The organism is Paracoccus kondratievae, assembly GCF_009301415.1.
GTDB lineage: Bacteria > Pseudomonadota > Alphaproteobacteria > Rhodobacterales > Rhodobacteraceae > Paracoccus > Paracoccus kondratievae.
This window is the reverse complement of sequence record NZ_CP045074.1, coordinates 432,433-453,334: the sequence shown is the minus strand read 5'-3', so window position 1 is coordinate 453,334 and position 20,902 is coordinate 432,433. Positions and strand designations below refer to the sequence as shown.

17 protein-coding genes, 1 tRNA gene and 2 pseudogenes are annotated in these 20,902 nt (G+C 62.2%); 13 read left to right on the top strand and 7 right to left on the bottom strand.

Annotation, left to right across the window (positions count from 1 at the left end; all coding sequences use genetic code 11):
- Nucleotides 1-12: 12 nt before the first annotated feature.
- Nucleotides 13-1,092: a hypothetical protein gene (locus F8A10_RS20970; protein ID WP_152368404.1), complete on the bottom strand. Its 1,080-nt coding sequence runs from the start codon at nt 1,090-1,092 to the stop codon at nt 13-15.
- 142 nt (nt 1,093-1,234) lie between these two features.
- Here F8A10_RS20970 and F8A10_RS20965 point away from each other — a divergent pair, with 142 nt between their 5' ends.
- Nucleotides 1,235-1,915 carry a Crp/Fnr family transcriptional regulator gene (locus tag F8A10_RS20965; protein ID WP_152368403.1) on the top strand — a complete coding sequence of 227 codons (681 nt, stop codon included), beginning with the start codon at nt 1,235-1,237 and terminating at the stop codon, nt 1,913-1,915.
- A gap of 29 nt (nt 1,916-1,944) precedes the next feature.
- Here F8A10_RS20965 and ald read toward each other — a convergent pair whose 3' ends face one another.
- A complete protein-coding gene (gene ald / locus F8A10_RS20960) occupies nt 1,945-3,063 on the bottom strand; it encodes an alanine dehydrogenase (RefSeq protein ID WP_152368402.1) in 1,119 nt (372 codons plus the stop codon).
- 251 nt (nt 3,064-3,314) lie between these two features.
- Here ald and F8A10_RS20955 point away from each other — a divergent pair, with 251 nt between their 5' ends.
- The 6 genes from F8A10_RS20955 to F8A10_RS20930 all read left to right on the top strand — a co-directional run bounded on the left by F8A10_RS20955 (nt 3,315) and on the right by F8A10_RS20930 (nt 8,973).
- The gene (locus tag F8A10_RS20955; protein WP_152368401.1) at nt 3,315-4,301 is read left to right on the top strand and encodes a glutathione S-transferase family protein; all 987 of its coding nucleotides are present in this window, start codon (nt 3,315-3,317) and stop codon (nt 4,299-4,301) included.
- A gap of 193 nt (nt 4,302-4,494) precedes the next feature.
- Complete coding sequence (gene efeU / locus F8A10_RS20950) at nt 4,495-5,340, top strand: iron uptake transporter permease EfeU (protein WP_152368400.1); 846 nt, start codon at nt 4,495-4,497, stop codon at nt 5,338-5,340.
- The gene (gene efeO / locus F8A10_RS20945) at nt 5,337-6,494 is read left to right on the top strand and encodes an iron uptake system protein EfeO (RefSeq protein ID WP_152368399.1); all 1,158 of its coding nucleotides are present in this window, start codon (nt 5,337-5,339) and stop codon (nt 6,492-6,494) included. Before efeU ends, efeO (F8A10_RS20945) begins: the two co-directional genes overlap by 4 nt.
- 2 nt (nt 6,495-6,496) lie before the next feature.
- The gene (gene efeB / locus F8A10_RS20940) at nt 6,497-7,810 is read left to right on the top strand and encodes an iron uptake transporter deferrochelatase/peroxidase subunit (protein ID WP_085502305.1); all 1,314 of its coding nucleotides are present in this window, start codon (nt 6,497-6,499) and stop codon (nt 7,808-7,810) included.
- Nucleotides 7,811-7,850: 40 nt separating this feature from the next.
- Entirely contained in the window at nt 7,851-8,678 is an 828-nt protein-coding gene (efeO, locus tag F8A10_RS20935; RefSeq protein ID WP_029371902.1) for an iron uptake system protein EfeO, read from the top strand.
- 219 nt (nt 8,679-8,897) lie between these two features.
- Nucleotides 8,898-8,973 (top strand) — tRNA-Ala (locus tag F8A10_RS20930).
- A gap of 1,415 nt (nt 8,974-10,388) precedes the next feature.
- On the opposite strand, the gene F8A10_RS20920 is transcribed toward F8A10_RS20930, so the two are convergent.
- On the bottom strand, nt 10,389-10,871 hold the full coding sequence (locus F8A10_RS20920; RefSeq protein ID WP_227493546.1) for a phage portal protein: 483 nt from the start codon (nt 10,869-10,871) through the stop codon (nt 10,389-10,391).
- A 542-nt stretch (nt 10,872-11,413) separates the two neighbouring features.
- The gene (locus F8A10_RS20910) at nt 11,414-11,908 is read right to left on the bottom strand and encodes a hypothetical protein (protein WP_152368397.1); all 495 of its coding nucleotides are present in this window, start codon (nt 11,906-11,908) and stop codon (nt 11,414-11,416) included.
- A 56-nt stretch (nt 11,909-11,964) separates the two neighbouring features.
- Here F8A10_RS20910 and F8A10_RS20905 point away from each other — a divergent pair, with 56 nt between their 5' ends.
- Complete coding sequence (locus F8A10_RS20905) at nt 11,965-12,975, top strand: GMC family oxidoreductase (protein WP_152368396.1); 1,011 nt, start codon at nt 11,965-11,967, stop codon at nt 12,973-12,975.
- Between the two features lie 1,007 nt (nt 12,976-13,982).
- On the opposite strand, the gene F8A10_RS20900 is transcribed toward F8A10_RS20905, so the two are convergent.
- Nucleotides 13,983-14,939: a LysR substrate-binding domain-containing protein gene (locus F8A10_RS20900; RefSeq protein ID WP_152368395.1), complete on the bottom strand. Its 957-nt coding sequence runs from the start codon at nt 14,937-14,939 to the stop codon at nt 13,983-13,985.
- A gap of 252 nt (nt 14,940-15,191) precedes the next feature.
- Here F8A10_RS20900 and F8A10_RS21870 point away from each other — a divergent pair.
- The 4 genes and pseudogenes from F8A10_RS21870 to F8A10_RS20880 form a co-directional block, all read left to right on the top strand.
- A pseudogene (locus tag F8A10_RS21870) lies at nt 15,192-15,344 on the top strand (pirin-like C-terminal cupin domain-containing protein); the annotation flags it as partial.
- Entirely contained in the window at nt 15,341-15,964 is a 624-nt protein-coding gene (gene ycaC, locus F8A10_RS20890; RefSeq protein ID WP_152368393.1) for an isochorismate family cysteine hydrolase YcaC, read from the top strand. The pseudogene F8A10_RS21870 and the gene ycaC, both read left to right, overlap by 4 nt.
- A gap of 58 nt (nt 15,965-16,022) precedes the next feature.
- Nucleotides 16,023-16,568: a DoxX family protein gene (locus F8A10_RS20885; protein ID WP_152368392.1), complete on the top strand. Its 546-nt coding sequence runs from the start codon at nt 16,023-16,025 to the stop codon at nt 16,566-16,568.
- Between the two features lie 176 nt (nt 16,569-16,744).
- On the top strand, nt 16,745-17,647 hold the full coding sequence (locus F8A10_RS20880) for a DMT family transporter (protein WP_152368391.1): 903 nt from the start codon (nt 16,745-16,747) through the stop codon (nt 17,645-17,647).
- A 603-nt stretch (nt 17,648-18,250) separates the two neighbouring features.
- On the opposite strand, the pseudogene F8A10_RS20875 reads toward F8A10_RS20880, so the two are convergent.
- A pseudogene (locus F8A10_RS20875) lies at nt 18,251-18,923 on the bottom strand (transposase).
- Nucleotides 18,924-19,236: 313 nt separating this feature from the next.
- Between F8A10_RS20875 and F8A10_RS20870 the strand changes: the two are divergent.
- Nucleotides 19,237-19,994 (top strand): IS5 family transposase gene (locus F8A10_RS20870; protein WP_152368390.1). Its coding sequence is split into 2 segments (ribosomal slippage): nt 19,237-19,558 and nt 19,558-19,994, totalling 759 coding nucleotides; the frame shifts between segments, so codons are not numbered across the junction.
- Nucleotides 19,995-20,003: 9 nt separating this feature from the next.
- Here the strand turns inward: F8A10_RS20870 and F8A10_RS20865 are convergent.
- Nucleotides 20,004-20,900 carry an MBL fold metallo-hydrolase gene (locus F8A10_RS20865; RefSeq protein ID WP_152368389.1) on the bottom strand — a complete coding sequence of 299 codons (897 nt, stop codon included), beginning with the start codon at nt 20,898-20,900 and terminating at the stop codon, nt 20,004-20,006.
- Between the last annotated feature and the right edge of the window lie 2 nt (nt 20,901-20,902).

Here is a 20,902-nt window from a genome sequence, read left to right as displayed (position 1 = left end):
GCCTGAACCCGCCTAGATCTGTTGCAGCGCAGCCTGCCCGGCTGATCGCAAAGGCGGGCGGGCCATTGGTGCGGCTGTATCCGGCGTCTCGCGGCTTAGCGCCAGCGGCTCGGCGATGGCCGCCGCGATTTTACGCCACAGCGGAACCTCGATCTCTAACCGCCGCGCAACGAGCTCTCGGCCCATGGCACGGGGAGCCAGCCGCATCAGCCCGCGATAATCCGTCGCCAGCGTACACAGCAACCGGTCAAGGGCCTGCAAATCCTTTTCCAGCAGACCGGTCACCATGAATTGCGCATTGGCCTGGGTGGCGATGCACAGCGCTGCCGCCACCTGTTGCGATCCCTTGCAAAGGTCGCGGTACTGGCCGGCAAGCTGGGTCAGCAGGACCATGGGGCGGGCAAACTGACGGGCATCAAGGCGATAGGGCTCGATAATCTTTTGCAGCTCAAGCTCGCACATGACCATGCGGCCCGAGGATTCGATCAATGTCGTGCCAAACGCAAAGCGGCGGGCAAGCGGCATCGGCTCACCCTCTTTCAAAAGCTCTTCGATGGCGAAGGCAAGCTCAGAGGCAAGCTTTTCGATCCGGCCACAGGCATGCATCATCGGCCCCTCGCTGCCTTCGATCCGTTGCAGCTCGACCGCAAGCGCGCCCCAAAGCCGCTGCTCGCCAAAGCGGATCATGCTGGCCCCGCGCGGTGCGCGCCGGGCATGGCCGCGCAGAATGACGCGACAACGGTCAAGCTCGCCAGCCGCTGCCTGCAGATGCTCGGCAATCGGGGATCCGCCGTTCACGTCATAACCCGCCATCGCCGAGGAAAGCCCCTCGATCTGGGTTAACAGTGCCTGTGTACGCGGCAAAAGATGCTCAAGCCCATAGCGCGACATGGCGCGCAGCCCGGTCTCGGTCTCGGTTGTGGCGCGGGCAATCGCGCTGGTATCGCGGGTGGCAATCTGGCTTATCTGCCGCTCTTGCAGGCTCGCCCGGGCCTGCACATGCAGGGCGGTCAGACCTACACGACGCAACACCTCGGCGCTGGCGGCAAGCTGATCGGTGACACGGCATGTTTCGTCTGGTCGATTCGGCATGGTCACACTGACCTCCGGTTAACGGAGTGTTCGCCGTTGTTCTTGACTGATCAATCGGTAAAAATCTGTGCGGAAGCGCACAAAGGCGGTCTGGACAGACGCCAACCAGAACCGGACAAGGAAAAGGAAAGGGCGCGGAGGAATGACGAAAACGCTTGGGCTTGGCGATCTGGAGTGGTTTGCAGATCTTACCCCACAGCAGCTTGCCCAGATCGAGTCCATGATGCGGCGACGCCATTTCGCCCAGGGACAGCTGATTTTTGAGCGGCGCGACCCCGGAGAAACGGTGTTTTTCGTGCTGTCTGGGAACGTGCTGGCCGTGCATTGGACCAGCACCGGGCGCGAGATCGTCTATAGCGACATCGGCCCCGGCAACGCCTGTGGTGAGCTGTCGGTCCTTTCGGGTGAGCCGCGCTCACTGTCGCTTTACGCCCGCAACGCCTGTACGCTTTACGAATTGCCCGGCGCCGCGCTGCTGGAACTGATGGACAGCCAGCCCTCGGTCCGGCGCGCGATTACGCTGCATCTGATCCGGCGCGTGCATGCCCTGACTGACCGGGTGCATGAGCTGACCTCGCTCAGCGTCGAAGAGCGGCTGCGCGCATGGCTTTTGCGGACTGCGCTTGATCGCGGCGGGCTAAAGCCCGGTCGGGTCCTGCCCGATGTTCCGACCCATGCCGAGATCGCCAATATCATCGGCGCGAATCGCGAAGCAATCAGCCGCGGCCTTGCCAAGCTAAACCGCGAAGGCGTGATCGAAAGCGGCCGCCGCACCCTGCGCATCCTGCGCCCCGAGGCGCTGTTTTCCAATCCGGCTGAGTGACGGGGCGCGTAAAGCGCCCCCCTTTTGCCTCAGGCGGCCAAGGCCTCGTCCGGGGTGATCGCGGCCAGACCCAGAGAAGCCCCCACCGGGGGCGAGGTCAGCTGCCCCTCATGCGTGGCAAGGCCCGCGCGCAGATGCGCATCCTCTTGCAATGCGCGGCGCCAGCCCTTGTCCGCAAGCGCCAGCAGAAAAGGCAGCGTCGCATTGCCAAGCGCCTGGGTCGAGGTTCGCGCCACCGCACCCGGCATATTCGCCACGCAGTAATGAATTACCCCATCGACCTCATAGATCGGGTCCTGATGCGTGGTCGCGTGCGATGTCTCAAAACAGCCCCCCTGATCTATAGCGACATCGACCAGCACCGCACCGCGCGGCATGGTGGCAAGCTGGTCGCGCGAAACCAGCTTGGGTGCTGCAGCGCCCGGCACCAGAACCGCACCAACCACCATATCAGCGGTCTGGATCAGGTCGGCGGTCGCTGCGGCGCTGACGTGCTGGGTGGTCAGCTTGCCCATGAACAGATCGTCAAGCAGCGACAGGCGCGGCAACGAACGATCCATGACCGTCACATTCGCGCCCATACCGACAGCGACCCGCGCCGCCGCAGCGCCCACGACCCCGCCGCCGATGATCAGCACATTGGCCGGCCGCACTCCCGGCACCCCGCCCAAAAGCACGCCGCGCCCGCCATTTGCCTTTTGCAGCGCCCATGCGCCGACCTGAGGGGCAAGCCGCCCCGCCACCTCGGACATCGGCGCAAGCAGCGGCAGGCCGCCGCGTGCATCCGTCACCGTCTCATAGGCGATTGCCGTCACGCCCGAGGCCAGCAGGTCCCGCGTCTGCTCGGGGTCCGGTGCAAGGTGCAGATAAGTAAAGAGCAGCTGGCCACGACGCAGCATGGCGCGCTCAGCTGCCTGAGGCTCTTTGACCTTCACGATCATCTCGGCCTCGGCAAAAACGGCAGCGGCATCCGGGACGATCCGCGCCCCGGCGGCCAGATAATCCTCATCCGCAAAGCCCGCGCCCTGCCCCGCGCCGGCCTCGATCAGGACCTGATGGCCATGCGCTGCGGCCTCGGCGGCGGCGGCGGGCGTCATGCCCACCCGAAATTCCTGCGGCTTTATTTCCCTGGGGCAGCCGATCTTCATGTGTTTTTCCTCCCATGCGTTATGGTGTTTTATGCGATCAGTCTGTCACTGCTGCCGCGCAAATGCTTGCGAAAGCTGGGGGTGCTGGCGCGGTAAGAATGAAATAGTTCAGCCAAACTACGCCATATTGACGAAGATTATTCGGCTTCATCGCCTACAGGCGCAAGAACCGCCGACAATGCGGACGGTCCGGCTTGCCCCTGCGCCGGGCGGGGCTATGCTTTGGTTTTCGGGATCGAACGGGGGACGATATGGGGCAGCTGATCGACGGCGTCTGGCACGACGAATGGTACGACACCGCAAAATCGGGCGGACGGTTTCAGCGCAGCGTCACGACCTATCGCAACTGGGTCACCCGGGACGGCAGTCCCGGTCCCGGCGGGCGTGGCGGCTTTGCCCCCGAAAGCGAGCGCTATCACCTCTATGTCTCGCATGCCTGCCCCTGGGCGCATCGGACGCTGATCTTTCGCGCGATCAAGGGGCTTTCCGATCATATCGACGTCTCGGTCGTTCATCCCGACATGCTGTCCGAAGGCTGGACCTTTGCGACTGATTTTCCCGGCGCGACCGGGGACCAGCTCTTTGGCCTGCCCTATCTGCGTGACATTTATCTTAAGGCCGACCCCAAGGCATCCGGCAGGGTGACGGTGCCGGTGCTGTGGGACAAGGTCCAAGGCACCATCGTCAGCAATGAGAGCGCCGAGATCATCCGCATGTTCAACAGCGCCTTCGACGACCTGACGGGCAACCGCGACGATTATTGCCCGGCCGCGCTGCTGGACCAGATCAATGCGATGAACGAGCGTATCTATGACCGGATCAATAACGGTGTGTACAAGGCCGGGTTTGCCACTTCGCAGACAGCCTATGACGAGGCGGTAGTGCCCCTGTTCCAGATGCTCGACTGGCTGGAAGAGCACCTCTCGGCCCACCGCTATCTTTGCGGCGGGCGGATCACCGAGGCGGATTGGCGGCTTTTCACCACCATGCTGCGCTTTGACCCGGTTTATCACACGCATTTCAAATGCAACCGCAAATGGCTGCGCGAATACCCCAATCTATGGGCCTGGACGCGTGAGCTTTACCAATGGCCGGGCGTGGCCGAGACGGTGCATTTCGATCATATCGTGCGCCATTATCACTATAGCCACGCCACCATAAACCCGTATCGCATCATCCCGATCAACCCGGTCATCGACTGGGACGAACCCCATGGACGCGAACAGGCCGGCGGCTGAACAGACCGCCCCGAACATCCGGTGAGACACGGCGACGCAGGCTTTCCTAGAGTTTCTCTCTGGATTGACAAGCCGGGCTGTCGGCGTATTGATCTTTCGTGCCGCGCCCTTTCCGGACCGGTGATGGTGCCGCAAGATGCCCTGCACGCCCTGACGGCGGAACAGGCTGTGCGGCGGATTTCGAGGTATGCCAATGCTGGCACCGTTTCTTATCATGCTGCGAGAGGGGCTTGAGGCCGCTCTGATCGTCGGCATCATCGCCAGCTATCTGCGCCAGACAGGCCGCAAGGAATGGCTGCCCGCGATCTGGGTTGGCGTGCTTCTGGCGGTTGCGATGTCGCTGTTCGCGGGGGCTGCGCTGCAACTTGTGGCCGCCGGTTTCCCGCAAAAAACCCAGGAACTGTTCGAAGCGGTGATCGGCCTTGTCGCTGTTGTCGTGCTGGCCGGCATGGTGTTCTGGATGCGCCGGGCCGCACGTTCGATCAAGGCCGAACTGCAGGGTTCTGTTGATCAGGCGCTGGCCCATCCGGGCAGTGCCGGAACATGGGCGCTGATCGGCATGGTGTTTCTGGCGGTCGCACGCGAAGGGCTGGAATCGGTCTTTTTCCTGCTGGCGATCTTTCAGCAAAGCCGTGATGCCGCGGCCCCGATCGGCGCCGCGCTTGGCGTGATCACCGCCATCGGCGCAGGCTGGGCCATCTATGCCGGTGCGCTGCGCCTGGATCTGCGGCGGTTTTTCCGCTGGACCGGGGTATTCATCCTATTGGTCGCGGCGGGGCTGCTGGCCGGATCGCTGCGCGCCCTGCATGAGGCCGGGCTGTGGAACGGCCTGCAAGAGCGTGTCTATGACCTCAGCCACGTGCTGCCCGAATCCAGCCCGCTTGGCACGGTGCTGTCGGGCCTTCTGGGCTATCGCGAGGCACCGACGCTGGGCGAGGCGCTGGCCTGGGGCCTGTTTCTTGCAGTCACGCTGGTGCTTTTCCTCAGGCCGCAGCCGGGTCCCCTGCCCGCCCCGGCCCAGATCGCAGGACGGAAATGAGCAAACCTTCCAAAGGCATCTATCTGGCCATCGCCGCTGCCGGGGCGCTGGTCGTCGCAGGCGGCGTGACATTCTGGTACGCTGCGCAAAAAAACGCAGCCGCTCAGACGACGGCCGATCAGCTGGTCACCGTCAATGCCACCACCTGCGAACCGAATACAATCACCGTCCCCGGCGGGCGGCGCAGCTTTGAGATCGTCAATGCCAGCGACCGCCCTATCGAATGGGAGATCCTGGACGGGGTCATGGTGGTGGCCGAGCGTGAAAATATCGCCCCCGGCTTTCGCTCGACACTGGAGGTGCAGCTTGCGCCCGGCGAATACGCAATCACCTGCGGGCTGTTGTCGAACCCGCGTGGCACGCTGACCGTGACCCCCTCGGATGAGGCGGCGGCGGCAGCCTCTGAGGTCACGCTGCGCAAGTTCCTTGGGCCGTTGTCGGAATACCGCGTCTATCTGGTCATGCAGGGCAATGCCGCCGTAAAGGCAGCCGAGGCGCTGCGCGATGCCGTCGCCGCAGGCGATCTTGAGGCCGCGCGCGAGGCTTGGCGTCAGGCTCGCCTGCCCTATCGTCGGGTCGAGCCGCTGGCCTATCGCTTTTCGGACCTTGAAGAGCGTATCGACGTACACGCCGCGTATCTGGCAAAGCGCGAGGCTGACCCCGCCTTTACCGGCTATCACCGGATCGAATACGGGCTTTTCGCCGAAAACAGCACCGAGGGGCTGACCCCGGTCGCCGAGGCTTTGGTCAAGGATCTGACCGAACTTGCGGCCCGGCTTAAGCAAGCCCCGCTGGATCCCGGCCTGCTGATCGAGATGCCGGGCGAAAGCGCCCTGCAAATCGCGCAAGGCCAGCTGCCACAGGGTGACAACCTATACGCCGGTAACGACCTTGAGGATCTGGGCGCAAGCCTCGACGGGATCGAAAAGCTGACCACCCTGCTGCGTCAGGTCGTCTCACAGGTTGATCCGGCGCTGGACAAGGTGATCGAACAGGACTTGCAGGCCACCCGCGCCCGTCTGGCCACAATCACCGCTGAAGGACATCCGAGCTATGGCGATGTCCCCAAGGATCAGCGCGAGGCGCTGGCTGCGGACCTGACCCAGCTGTTTGAAAGCCTGCGCAAACTGCAACCTGCCATTGGAATGAACTAGAAATGATCCGTCAGACCCCGCTTGCCGTCACGCGTCGCGACCTTCTTGGCCGGCTGGGATTGAGTGTGCTGGGCGGGACTGTCGCGGGGGGGCTTGGCCCCCTTGCGCTGCCTGCGCTGGCCGATGAGGCCAAGCCCGGCCATCAGGTGGTCGATGCACCCGCGGGCCATGCCGAAACGGCAGCGCAAAGCGTGCCCTTCTATGGCCCCCATCAGGCCGGCATCCTGACCCCCCGCCCGGCCAGCGGCATCTTTGCATCCTTTGATATCGTCGTCTCATCGCTTGATGAGTTCGAACAGATGCTGAAACTTTTGACCGAACGCGCCGTCTTTCTGACCCAGGGCGGCGAGGTTCCGGCCCGGGATCCCAAACTGCCGCCAACCGATTCCGGTCTGCTCGGCCCGGTGATCGCGCCTGACAACCTGACCATCACTCTGGGCCTCGGCGCATCGCTGTTTGAGCGGTACGACTGGCTTACCGGGCTAAAGCCCACGCGGCTGCAGCGCATGACGCAATTCCCGAATGACGCGCTGGACCCGGCGCTGTGTCATGGCGATCTGTCGCTGCAATTCTGCGCGAACCTGCCCGACACCAATATCCACGCCTTGCGCGACATCCTTAAGAACCTGTCCGAATTTCTGGTCATGCGCTGGATGATCGAGGGTTTCGTGCCACCGGTCCCACCCGCGGCCGATGGCTCGACCCCCAGCGCGCGCAACTTTCTTGGCTTCCGCGACGGTTCGGCCAACCCCGACGCCAATGATGCAGAACTGATGGATCAGGTGGTCTGGACCCATGGCGCAGATGAACCCGAATGGGCCCATGGCGGCAGCTATCAGGCCGTGCGCGTGATCCGTAATTTTGTCGAACGCTGGGACCGCGCACCGCTGTCCGAACAAGAGAACATCTTTGGCCGCACCAAGGTCTCTGGCGCGCCGCTTGATGCGCCAGAGGCCAGCGAATATGACGTGCCCGACTATGCCGCCGACCCTGACGGGGAAAAGACTCCGCCAGATTCCCATATCCGGCTCGCCAATCCCCGCACGCCCGAAAGCGCCCGCAACCTGATGCTGCGCCGCCCGTTCAACTATTCGCGGGGCGTGCAAAAGAACGGACAGCTTGATCAGGGGCTGCTGTTCATCGCCTATCAGGCCGATCTTGAGGCCGGTTTTATAGCGGTCCAGAACCGGCTGAATGGCGAACCTCTAGAGGAATATATCAAGCCGGTGGGCGGGGGTTATTTCTTTGCCCTGCCGGGCGTCGAGGCCGGGGATTACCTCGGCTCTTCCCTTGTCAAAGCAGCCAGGCGAAGCTGATCCGCCAAGCCGGAAATCCATCAAACGGGAGTTGGAAAAGATGGTCGGAAAATATCTCAAAACAACGGCTCTGGCCTTGGCGCTTGGCGGGTTTGCCGCGCCTGCCATGGCGGCAGATCCCTCGCTGGATCTGGTCGCGCCTCTGGCCGAATATAAGCTGTATGTGGCTGAAAACACCGCCAAACTGGTCGAGGACACCACTGCCTTGACCGAGACCGTCAAGGCGGGCGACGTCGAAAAGGCCAAGTCGCTTTTCGCCCCGACCCGCACCAGCTACGAAAAGATCGAACCAATCGCCGAGCTGTTCTCGGACCTTGATGTGTCGATCGACGCCCGCGCCGATGACTATGAAAAGGCCGAACAGGACCCTGCCTTCACCGGCTTCCACCGCCTTGAATACGGCCTGTGGGAACAGGGCTCGACCGAGGGGCTGGGCGAATATGCCGACCGCCTGCTTGCCGATGTGAAAGAGCTCGATTCGCGGATCAACGACCTGACCTTCCCGCCCGAAGTGGTGGTCGGCGGCGCCGGTGTGCTGATGGAAGAGGTCGCCGCAACCAAGATCTCGGGCGAAGAGGACCGTTATTCGCGCACCGACCTGTGGGATTTCGACGCGAACTTTGAGGGCGCGCAAAAGATCTATGAGCTGCTGCGCCCGCTGATCGCCGAATCCGAGGCGGATTTCGTCGCCAAGGTCGACGGGAACTTCAAGACCGTGGACGAGGTGCTTGGGAAATACCGCACCGCCGAGGGCGGCTTTGTTTCCTACGAAGAGCTGACGGATGCAGACCGCAACGCGCTTTCAGCCAAGGTTAACACGCTGGCCGAGGACCTTGCGACCCTGCGCGGCAAGCTGGGTCTCGGCTGACATTTTCCTAACCGACGGGCGAAGCAGCACCGCTGCTCCGCCCCCTCCATCGCTCATGCGTTCGGCCAGAAATTCACAAAAAAATATCGTAATTTCTGTGCTTTACGTGGTTTCTCCGGAGATTTTCTCCGAGGTTGCATTTTTCCGCTTGCACCTCCCCGCGCGCCCTCCTATACGACGCCTCACACGGAAGCGGCAGACGCCGCCCGGACCTCCGGTGGGGCCATAGCTCAGTTGGTAGAGCGCTTGAATGGCATTCAAGAGGTCAGGGGTTCGACTCCCCTTGGCTCCACCAATAAAATCAAGAGCTTGCGCAAAAATCCGCCCCGCCATTCAGCGGGAATTTTCATGTGGGGAAACACTCGGGGAACGGTCAAGCCAGTCCTACGGGGCGGCGGTCTGACTCACGCTCGGCTCAAGAGCATCGTTCTCTCTGGATGAGCAGCCTTGGAGTGTGCTTATGAGTAGCCGGGAACTGGAAGAGCGGATGGAGAGTGAAACTGCCGATCAGTTGGCTGCCATGCTCGAAATTACCCGTGCCGAGCTGGATCGGTTGATATGGGAAATCGAGCCATACGAAAGTGATGATGGTACCCCGCATGGAACCATCGTTCGCTTCGCCGAGGGTAGCGCCCCCCCCCCGCGTCCTTGCCAAGATCAAACAACTTCAGCACGGTTCCTGGGCGATTATCGAGACCATATGATACCGTAGGGATCTACTCAATTTTGAGCGCTCTTTCCGCCCCCCATTTGCCAGCATCACGCTGATATGAATCAATCGTTTACGGCGGCGGTGCCGGCAACGTTGGACTTGGCAACGTTGCTCATCTTGTCCCCACCGTGCCGTGCCACCTCGCCCCGTTGCTGCGCGGCGAAGTCTCTGGTTTCTTGGCCTTTCTGAATTTCCGCAATTACTGCGGATTTCAGCTACCGGCCTGCCAACAGCCGGTCGAGGCGGGCCGGGGTGAGGCGCTGGACATAGCGGCGCTTAGGCCTGCGCGGGGCAAGCGCGTGATCCAGCCTCGCTGCGGTGAGTTTGCGGGGAAAGTGGCGCAAAGTGCCGGTCGCATGTTTGTGCTTTGCTGCGCATGACCGCGAGCAGAATCGGGCATTGTCTTTGCGAGGATGAAACTTCACGCCGCATTGAGCGCAGGAGATAGCCTGGCGCTTCCTGGTCGCCTCCACCGCACATAGCTGGCTGCAAAAGCGGCGGCCCGGCTTATCCGGCTGGAAAAGGCTGCCACAGCTGGCGCATAATCGTGCGGCAGCCACCGCCATTCGTCGTTTCCTCTGTGCCGCCAAGGCGCAAGGGATAGAGCAATACTTAGCATCGCGTCTCATATGCGCAGATATGACCTCGCCACAGGTGGCGCAGGCCCTGCCTGCAAGTTCTTCTGATCGTGCTTCGCGCTCAAGGCGCGTGCGTTCCTTCTGAACACATTGCGGCGAACAAAACTTTCGGCTCGCCCGGGCTCCTGCTGGCAGAAGATTACCGCAACATTCGCAGCGATGCGCTAGATCAGGCGTGTCGCTAACCTGATCACCTGATCCTCTTCCGCGTCCTTCATTCGCGCCAGCCGATGGGAATGACTTGCAGCGCATGTGTTGCTGCAGAACTTGAAATGCCCCTCGGGTAATGGCTTATGACAGCGAACGCAGCGGGTCCGCTCGATCAGGGTTCCTGCGTGAATGGTCCATTCCGGCTGTCCTTCATCCCATGACGGGCGCTGCGCGTTCATCTTCCTGAACGCCTCGCCCAAGGTCGAGGTCGAATTGCAGGAAGCTCGGGCGATAGCGGATGATCTCCCGCACCTCGCCATTGACCCGGTTGACCCATGCCAGCCCGCCAGCATCGCTCATCAGGGCATCACGGACGATCTGGCGGATCAGCTCAAAGCCGGTCATCCAGTCGTTTGCTTCATCACGCAGCAGCGCCAGCACCGGATGCTCGGGCACGTCGATTTCGGTCTGGCCCTCGATCCGCTTCACCGTCACGTCGAGCGAGGCAACGGCTTCCGAAATCAGCTGGATCGCATTGGCAACCGCAGGGACGCGCAGCGCAGCCGAGGTGCTGACGACGATCCCGGTCGTGGTCGCCTCCGCGCCGAATACCTCAACCAGCGCCGCGTCAGGCGATGCCAGCGATTTCCTCTCGGGCGCGAAGGTCTTGCGCAGGGTGGTCCAGATGCTCATGGACCAGTTTATGGGCCATGACAGCCCTTGCGCACAGGTTCAGGATACTACAAAACCCCACAAAATCATACACCTGCGGGGCCTTTTCCGCTGCGCTGCCACGCTCGAAGATCGCTCAGCAACGCAAAGTAGCTGTCCGATCCAACCGGACGATAGATCGGCACCTCGGGTCTTGCTGCCAGCTTCAGTGCGGTCCCGACGCTGACGCCCAGAGCGGTGGCGATCTGCGGCAGGCCTCACGGTTTCCGTTCCGGTTCCAGCACAGCATCCACCCGCCACCTGTCCAAAGGCGGGCGATCAGAGGCAGTTTTTTCGCTCATCCCAAAAACTCCAATCTCGTCATATCTTGCAGGCCGGCCCCCCCCCGCCGGTCCCCACCACAAGGGCCAAAGTTGGCGACCACCCCCCGGTGCCCAAACCCCGCAGCAGATGCACCCTTTTGCCGTGGCCTCGGCCGGTTGATGGCCGCGCAGCAAGATGCAGGAGCAATGGCAACTGCTGGCAGGCCCTCAGAAAAATGCGGGTCCAAAACAAACCCGCATTCAGCATCCCCGGCGAACAGGGCCCGGCTGGTTGCGTCCCGCGATGCTGCTGCTGCCTTCGTGCTGCGCGATGAGGGCATAGGCCCGCTGCGTCTCTGCCTCCACCTGCTGGGCGACGGCTTCACGACAGCCAAGCTCATCGGCCAGCTCGTCCAGCATCGCCGTCACAGCGCCGAGGCAAACTTCCAGTCCCTCGGATGCGGCTGCCACATGCGCGGGGTTGCCCCAATCGGTCGTGCTGACCAGCACACGGGTCGAGGCAAGCAGGTCCATTGCACAGGCAAGGTGGATCGTCGTGAGGTCGGGCGTCATTGCCAGCCCTCCACAACAGAAGGCCCCACAGAAGGGGAAAAGAGGTGTATTGTGATTATGGGCAGAAATGGGCATTTGATCTGAGAAGCGATATTGCCCTGCACTCACGCCCCTGCGGGGCGGCACGATCTCCACGATATAGCCCTTCTCAAGCAGCACATCGCGGGCGCACTCGGCGGCCATGCCGGGCTTCCCGCCTCGCTCATAGCGCGCGGAGCGATGGCAAAGAACGGGCGGCTATGATGCCAGCGGTGGAGGTGGTCATAGAGGGCATAGGCCTCGGGGTGTTCGTGCAGCAGATCGTCCATGCCCATATCCTGCGCTTGGAGATTGAGGGCCGGCGCGTCACCGGCGCGACCTGGCGCAAGAATGGCCGCGACATCACCATGCACGCCGGGCGCGAGGTGATCCTGACGGCGGGCGCGGTACAGACGCCGCAGATCCTGGAACTGTCTGGGATCGGCAATCCCGACCTGCTGGCACGCCACGGCATCGCGCCGCGCCATGCGCTGCCCGGCGTGGGCGAGAACTATCAGGACCACTATTGCACCCGGATGAACTGGCGGGTGACGCAGCCGGTGACGCTGAACGAACAGACCCGCGGCCTGTCGCTGCCGCGGGCGGTGCTGCAATACTTCGCCACCCGCAAGGGCATCCTGACGCTGGGGACCGGGATGGCGGCGGGTTTCGTCAAGACCCGACCCGACCTGGAAGACGCCGACATCCAGTATTTCTTCATGCACGCCAGCTATGCCGACGCGGCAAAACGCATCCTTGATCGCCAGCCCGGAATGACCATCGGCGTGACCCAGCTGCGGCCCGAAAGCGTGGGAACGATCCACGTCCAGTCCCCCGACCCATTTCACCAGCCGGCGATCGCCCCCAACTTCCTGTCGGCGCCCGCCGATCTGATCGCCATGCGGCGTGGGATGCAGATTGCGCGCGATATCGTCGGGCAAAACGCGCTGGCCCCCTATGTCTCGCACGAGATGAGCCCCGGACCCGATTGCTCCAGCGATGCGGACTGGGACGAGTTCACCCGCCGGAACGGCCAGACCATCTATCACAATACCGGCACGGCGAAGATGGGCACCGATCCGATGGCGGTGGTGGACCCGATGCTGCGGCTGCACGGGCTGGGTGGATTGCGCATCGCCGACGCCTCGGTCATGCCGACGGTGGTCTCGGGCAATACGCAGGCGGCGGTGTTCATGATCGCCGAACGCGCGGCCGCGATGATCCTTGCCTAGGCCTGGTTGTTTGATCCCGTGGATTGATGGAGCGATCCATCGCAGGCATGGACGAAAGCCCTGCGGGACAGATACGTCGCGGCAGTGCCACGATCACGCACGCCATCCGAACAGCAATCCAGCGATCGCAAGCTCCGATCACGGCGCTGACCCCCAGCAACCTCACGCCTTGCGAATGCATCTGCAATATCTGGACATCAAAGCCCGACAGATTCATCCTGAACCAGATACGCCAGATGCCGGGAATAAACAGCAAGGTCATGACACTATCCTTGGCGAAGGCTCCGGCGGCGGCCGGGAAAGAGGAAGCCGCCCCCGGATCGGTATGGCCCTGAACGGCGCGGCTGCCCGGCCTCGGCCAAGGACTGCTCAGCCCGGTCCAGCAGACATCGCAGCGCCGCGGCGCAAAATCGGGATCAGCCACCCCCTCGCCGCGGATCGCGACGATGAAACGCACATGGACCGTCGGGGCGGGCAGGTTATTCGACCGCATGCCAGACGGCAGATTCGAGATCCGGGGACAGACAGGCGCGCAACCGCGCTCACACAGTTTTCGAAGCGACTTCAAGCCCGCCCTGATCGCCATGGATGCGCAGGCGCAGGTCGTTGTGATACCCGCTTGTAATAGATATGGCTGCGGGCCCCAGAACAGTTCTGGAAGGCGCGGCTGGACCCTCTCTCCGCGCAATGTGGCCGTCGCGGCGGCACAGAGTTGTCTGCGAAGCCTGTCCATGACACCTCACCCCGAAAGGTTCTGCTCTTGCGGTTCATGGCACCAACCGCCCTGACGGGCTGTGTTGCGAATTCTGGCTGAGGTCGGAATTGCCCCGTTCCCCTTTGGAGCAGGGCCATCCTTACGGCCTTGGCCATATCTAGTGTATTGAAGCGATTCATGAGCGCGATACAGGTCTGAAGGCCGCGAACGTCAGCCCCGCCGATGGGCACCCCGGTCAAACCCGCGAGCTGGGCCACGAGCTTGCTTTGCGCCGAACAAGGCCATGCCGCGCTTATACTGGACCTGGGGCGGTCGATGGCGTGATGATGCGCTCAAGCGCCGCGTATTCGGCAGCCAAATGATCAATCAGCTTGCGCACCGAAGGCACAAGTCCACGTCTGGTCGGAAAAACCGCGTGGATTATCCCCGAACGCGGACGCCAGCCGGGCAGCACCTCGACAAGAGCGCCACTGTCCAGCCAGCGCCCCGCGACCATGTGCGGCAGTTGCGCGATGCCGACACCAGCCAGTACCGCCTCGGACAGCGCCGTCATGTCCTGCGTCGCCAGTCTGGGTACATGCGGCACTTGCACGCGCTGGCCGTCGTCATGTTTCAGATCCCAGAAATGCTGGTTGCGGTCGGGGTTCCAGGCAAGGCTGGGCAGGCGGACGGCCTGATGTGGCGAAGCAAGCTGGCCATTTCGCGCCCGGTCGGCCGCCAACAACCCTGGTGCTGCGACAAGATGCTGCCTGTCAGAGCCAAAGCGCCGGACCACCAGATCGCTGTCATCAAGCGGTGGAAAGCGTACGCGCAACGCCAGGTCAAAGCCTTCGCGCAGTACGTCGACCTGACGGTTGGTGCTTTCCAGGTGCAACTCGACACGGGGGCATGTCAACAGAAAGCGGGTCAGCATGGCGCCGATCTGGAACTGGATCAACGAGGATGGACAAGCCACGCGGACAACCCCTTGCGGCTCGGCATGTTCACGCTGGATCAATTCGCTCGCCGCCTCGGCCTCGGCCAGCATAGCCTCGCATTGCCGGTGAAAGGCGCGTCCGATCTCCGTCACCGTAAAACTGCGAGTCGAGCGCTGGATCAGCCGCACACCCAAGCGCTCTTCAAGCGCAGCGATGCGGCGGCTGACGTTTGAACGCGGCAGGCCCAGCCGCCGGCCAGCCGCCGCAAAGCCACCTTCGTCCACGACATAGGCAAAAAGACGAAAATCGTTCAGGTCCGGAAGAGCAGCCATAATTGTCCTGAAAATGAGACATTGTGTCACGAAATGAGGGTCTACCTTCGATTTGTTGCAGAAATAAATCTTATGCACAAGGCAACCTCGTCTCGGGGCCACATGGAAACAGGAAGGAACCCGATGCGTAAGATTACCGGCATCCATGGCAGCAACTGGCAAAATCGGGTCGGGAACGGCTCTCCGGTCCGCAACCTGTTCAGCCACGGCAACGCCGCAACCCTTGGCCCTGCCTGCCGTTCTGGTGGGCTCGGATACCCGATTGGCGAACTGATCGTGAGGCACGGTCCCTTCGTCATGAATACCGATCAGGAAGTCGCTGCGGCCATCGCGGATTTCCAGGCCGGACGCTTCGGTCGCATCGCGACCAAAACCCAAGCGCCAACAAAGGAGAACGCGCTATGACCAAACCTTATGTCAGGCTGGACAAGAATAATGCCGCCGTGTTGCTGGTCGATCACCAGACCGGCCTTTTGTCGCTGGTGCGCGACATCGACCCCGACAAGTTCAAGAACAACGTGCTGGCACTGGCCGATCTGGCCAAATACTTCAACCTGCCCACGATCCTGACCACCAGCTTCGAGAACGGCCCTAACGGTCCGCTGGTGCCCGAACTTCGCGAGATATTTCCCGACGCGCCCTATATTCCGCGCCCGGGGCAGATCAACGCCTGGGACAACGAAGATTTCGTCAAGGCGATCAAGGCCACCGGCAAAAAGCAACTGATCGTTGCCGGCGTGGTCACCGAGGTCTGCGTTGCCTTCCCGGTCCTTTCAGCCATTGAAGCAGGATTCGAGGTCTTCGTGGTGTCCGATGCCTCGGGTACATTCAACCAGGTCACCCGCGATGCCGCATGGGACCGGATGAGCCAAGCCGGCGCGCAGCTGATGACCTGGTTCGGGGTCGCCTGTGAACTGCACCGGGATTGGCGCAATGACATCGAAGGCTTGGGGAAACTGTTCTCGGACCATATCCCGGACTATCGCAACCTTATCACCAGCTACAGCAAGCTGACCCAGGCCTGAGCGGGCGGGTCTGTGCAGGGTGGCCCATCAGGGCCACCCGATTGCAGAGTAGCACATCATGCGGACATCTTCTGGTGATCCCTGGCTGATCCTGCCCGTCATGTGTGGCTTCTATCGCCACATCGCAGAGCCGGTGGCATTCCTGGGCCAGCGCGTGCTTACAGGCGGGCTGCTGGTCATCGGGGGCTGGCCCAAGATCCAGGCGCCCTTTGCCGAGGCCCCGGCGCTTTACCCCGGCGTCTTCTGGTCGGCGGCGCTGGCCGGGACGCGGTTCTTTGGCGGCATGCTGCTGATCCTTGGCCTCTGGGCGCGACCAATGGTGCTGGCCTGCGGTGTGATGCTCGCGGTGACGCTGTGGTTTCACCTTACCCATTCCTATGGCACGGGCACCCCGACGTCTGAGGGTATTGCGGCGATCTCTGGCTCTGCGGAACCGCTGTTCACACCCCATGCGGCGAACCCGCTGCTGAACCTGTCCGCCGATGGCGGCGCGGGCGTCCCGCTCCAGGTGAGGTTCAAGGCCGGGGGTCGTCTGTATTCATTCTGGACCATGGAGACGCTCTTCTCTGCCGCATATGGCGGCGGCCGTCACTGGATCAACTGATCGGCCACGCCTTCTAGCTCTCTGTCGTACCGGGAACCCATGTCCGGGTTGCCCCCGCCGATCGGCCGCGCCCCGGCGACGGCCCCTGCCGATGCCGGTTCGCGGCCCGGCGTTCACCCCGCCACGCGCCCGCGGCCTCAGAACCGCGCGACCCGAGGCCCAGATCCGAGGTCATCATGTCCCTATCGCCCAAGGCAGCTGCAGCTGCCGCAACCATACTCTGGGGGTTCACCTATATCGTCACCACGACGATGCTGCCGCAAAACCCCATGTTCATCGCCGCAGTGCGTGCGCTGGGTGGCGGCCTGCCCCTGCTGCTGATCGTCCGTGATTTTCCGCCCCGCGCCTGGTGGGGTCGCATCATCATTCTGGGCACACTGAACAATGCATTGTTCTTTGGCTTGCTATTCGTTGCCGCCATCCGTCTGCCCGGCGGGGTCGCGGCCACCTTTCAGGCGCTCGGACCGTTGTTCATGGTCCTGCTGGCCTGGCCCTTGCTGGGGGCAAAGCCCTCGCCGTCAAAGCTGGCCGCCGTCGGGCTGGGGGCGGCCGGTGTCGCCATGGTCGTGCTCAAGGGTAACGCAAGCCTTGACCTGATCGGAATCCTGGCGGCGCTCGGCGGCGCCTTTGCCGTCGCGCTTGGTGGCGGCTTGATCCACAAATGGGGCCGGCCCTCCTCGATCATCAGCCTGGCCGCCTGGCAGATGATTGTCGCCGGGGTCGAGCTTGCCATCGCCGCCGCCCTGCTGGGCGACATTCCAGCCAGCCTCAGCGGAATCAATATTCTGGGACTGGCAATCCTGGCGCTGTTTCTGACCTCGCTGGCCTTCGTGTTGTGGTTCACAGCCATCGCGGGCGCCGGACCTTCGGCCGTTGCACCATTGTTGCTGCTGACACCACTGACCGCTTTCGTCCTTGACGGGCTGGTCCGCGGGGTCATCCCCTCGTCCATCCAGTCCGTCGGGGTCGCCATCGTCATTGGCAGCCTGCTTTATGGTCAACATGTCGACCGTCGTGCGTTCCGTCCCGCTCATCACCATGCGCCAAGCGCAAGACAGGTGGCAGGCAAGAGGAAATAGGATCAGGCGCCGGGAACCGGCGCCCCCTTACCCGGTCCATGGAGGTAACAGCCACTCGGCAAGATCCCGGCCGAATTCATGCAAACGCGCGAACAGCCCATGGGGTTGATCAGACCGGAAAACGTAACGACCAGTAACGCGTCGGGACGGTCAAATCGGCACCCGACCCCGGTTATGGTCAAAGGGCCCAAGAAAGCACAGGCTCGGTGGCGGGATCTTCTTTCAGCCCAATTCGGAAAATTCTCAAGCGCCTGGCGAATAATCGGAAACGCCGCAATCCAAATCGCAACCTTACCACCTGCCAATACAACCCAACCGAGGTCACGGCATTGTAGTGCGGATGTCTCCAGAATCTCGACGGAAAATAGCCAATACTCGAAGTAGCCGCGACAGCGGAAACCCCAATCTCTCTAGCGGCATCCATCGGATTTTTTAAACTCTGCGTATATGCGTATCTGTGCTTATCTTTTCCGATACCCAGCAACCAATCTTCGGGCTTGCTCAATACAGATCCGCTGAGCAAGAAATCATAACCATCTCATAAACCATATTTTCCTGCAAATCAGCTTCTGCTTCATCAACTAGAATCAGGGCTCACAACCACTATATGACGTTTGCGGCCAGGGCGCAGGCGGAGAGGGACAGGATCGGGCATCGGTCGTATCGGGTTTCGATGCAGCACCAGTCCTTGAGGCGTGCGAACATGTTCTCGATCCGGTGGCGCAGGCGGTAGAGTCCGGTGTCATGCGGGATCGAGGTTTTCCGGCCGGTGCGGGGGGGGATGCACGGCGAAATACCCGTCCCGATCAGCGCGTTGCGGGACCAGCCGGCATCAAGACCCCGGTCTGCAAGCAGCGCCCCGGCCGAAGGGATCGAGGACAGCAGCGCCCGCGCGCCAATGTAGCCGGAGGTCTGGCCTGCCGACAGGAACATCCGGATCGGACGGCCCTTTGCATCCGCCAGGCTCGATGCGGTTCGATGCGCCCTGGCGTGGGTCGCGTCGATCATTACGATCCCGGTCTCCTGCGCTCCGGCAGCCTGCTCGGTCATGATCGTGGCGAACACGCCCATCCGGCTCCACCGCTTCCAGCGGTTGCAGAGCGTCTTCGGCGGGGCATGGCCGCAGGCGCGACCTTTCACATCAACCCATTGCGCTGGATGAAGATTATCCCGCTCAACACCCGCAGGTCATCGGCCCTCGGCCTGCCCGGGACTTCGGAAAGAACGGCCGCAGCCGCTCAATCTGCGCGTCTGTCAGCCAGTAAAGTTCGCTCATGATCCCTCCCCAAGTCGGGAGTTTGAAGCATCCCGCCCGCCAGCATTCAAGAATATAGGTCCCAACTCAAGACCCAGCCTCGCGCCTTTTTATCCCAATTCTTTAATGCCGAGACCGGCAAACCATCGCGACCCCTGGCGCTGCCCATTATTAACAGGAGACATTAATGGCAGGGCAGATGGCAAATCGTAACCATCTGCCCTGCTTTAATTCGACAGGCTGACTGTCTTGGAAAGCGGGTATGGCCTAGGGTCAGGACCCATTGATTTACGCTTGTCGGCGTGATTCACGGTTCGAAAATCGAGCGGTGAACATGTCTGATCTTTTCTGGCTGACGGATGCGCAGATGGCGCGCCTGGAGCCCTTCTTCCCGAAGTCCCATGGCAAACCTCGCGTTGACGATCGACGCGTGCTGAGTGGCATTATCTTCGTCAATCGCAATGGTTTAAGGTGGCGCGACGCACCAAGTGCGTACGGCCCACATAAGACGCTCTACAACCGCTGGAAGCGTTGGAGCGACAAAGGCATCTTCGCGAAGATGATGGCGGGGCTGGCCGCCAAGCACGGCGAGAAGAAGACTGTGATGATCGACGCCACCTACCTGAAGGCCCATCGAACGGCGTCCAGTCTGGGCGTCAAAAAGGGGGGCGTGGACGTCTGATTGGTCGGACCAAAGGCGGCATGAACACCAAGCTGCACGCCATCTGCGACAGCCATGGCCGACCGCTCAACCTGTTCGTCAGCGCCGGTCAGGTCAGCGACTACATTGGCGCGCGGGCATTGTTGAGCAGCCTGCCGGATGTCGATTGGTTGCTCGGGGATCGCGGCTATGACGCCGACTGGTTCAGAGAAGCATTGAAAGACAAGGGGATACGGGCGTGTATCCCTGGTCGAAAACAGCGGAAGATGACGGTGAAGTACGACAAGCGCCGATACAAACGGCGCAACAGGATCGAGATCATGTTCGGCAGGCTCAAGGATTGGCGGCGTGTGGCAACCCGATATGACAGATGCCCAAAGGTCTTCCTCTCAGCCATCGCCCTCGCCGCAATCGTCATTTATTGGTTATGAGTCCTGACCCTAGCCCCAGCTCATCTCGCCTTTAGCGACCTTGGCGCCAATATCCAGCGCCACGGCCATGCCAGCATCGGGATAGCGTTTGGTCATCGCCTCGATAAGCGCCGCGCTGTCAGCCGCTTTGGCAAGCTCTTCTTCAAAGGCCAGCAGATACTCACGCGTATGCTGCAGAGCCTCCTGACCGGTCGCCGCGTCGGGCGCCATATGGCCGGGCACCAGCACCTTGGGCTGACGCGCCTCAATGGCGTCAAGCGCCTTGAGCCATGCCGCGCGGTTCTCGGCGCTCGGCGTGTCGGCCGTCCAGACATGCAGGCCCGAGAACACCAGGACTCCGCCAAAGACCGCGCCCAGATCCGGCACCCACAGGTAGCGGCGATTGGCAAGGCCCTCAACATCGACGATCTCGATGGCATGACCTTCCAGATCAAGCGCAGGCTCGTCAAAAGCGACGGGCATCACCACATCGGCCACGGTTTGTGGTCCGTTGTCCTTAAGCTGAGGGCCCCATGCCTCAAGCTTTTTCTCAAGGTTTCCCTTGATTGCCTCGACTGTGGCCGAGGCAGCGATAACACGCACCTCGGGAAACGCCGCCTTGACCGGGGCAAGACTGAAATAATAGTCCGGGTCGCTTTGGCTGACATAGATCGTCGTCAGGGTCTTGCCCGTGGCACGGATCGCCTCGGCCAGCGCCTGCCCGTCCGACAGGCGGAAACCGCCGTCGATCAGGATCGCCTCATGTTCGCCCGAAAGCAGAACCGGGGCGCGGAAGAACCCGCCCTCATCCGTCGGGAAGTGCTGCCATGACAGGGGTGAGCCTGCGGCCCGGCTGGCATAGCCAGAGGCGGTGGCGGCAAGGCCGGCCGCAGCCAGCGTTTTCAGGGTGTCTCTGCGAGTCAGCATGA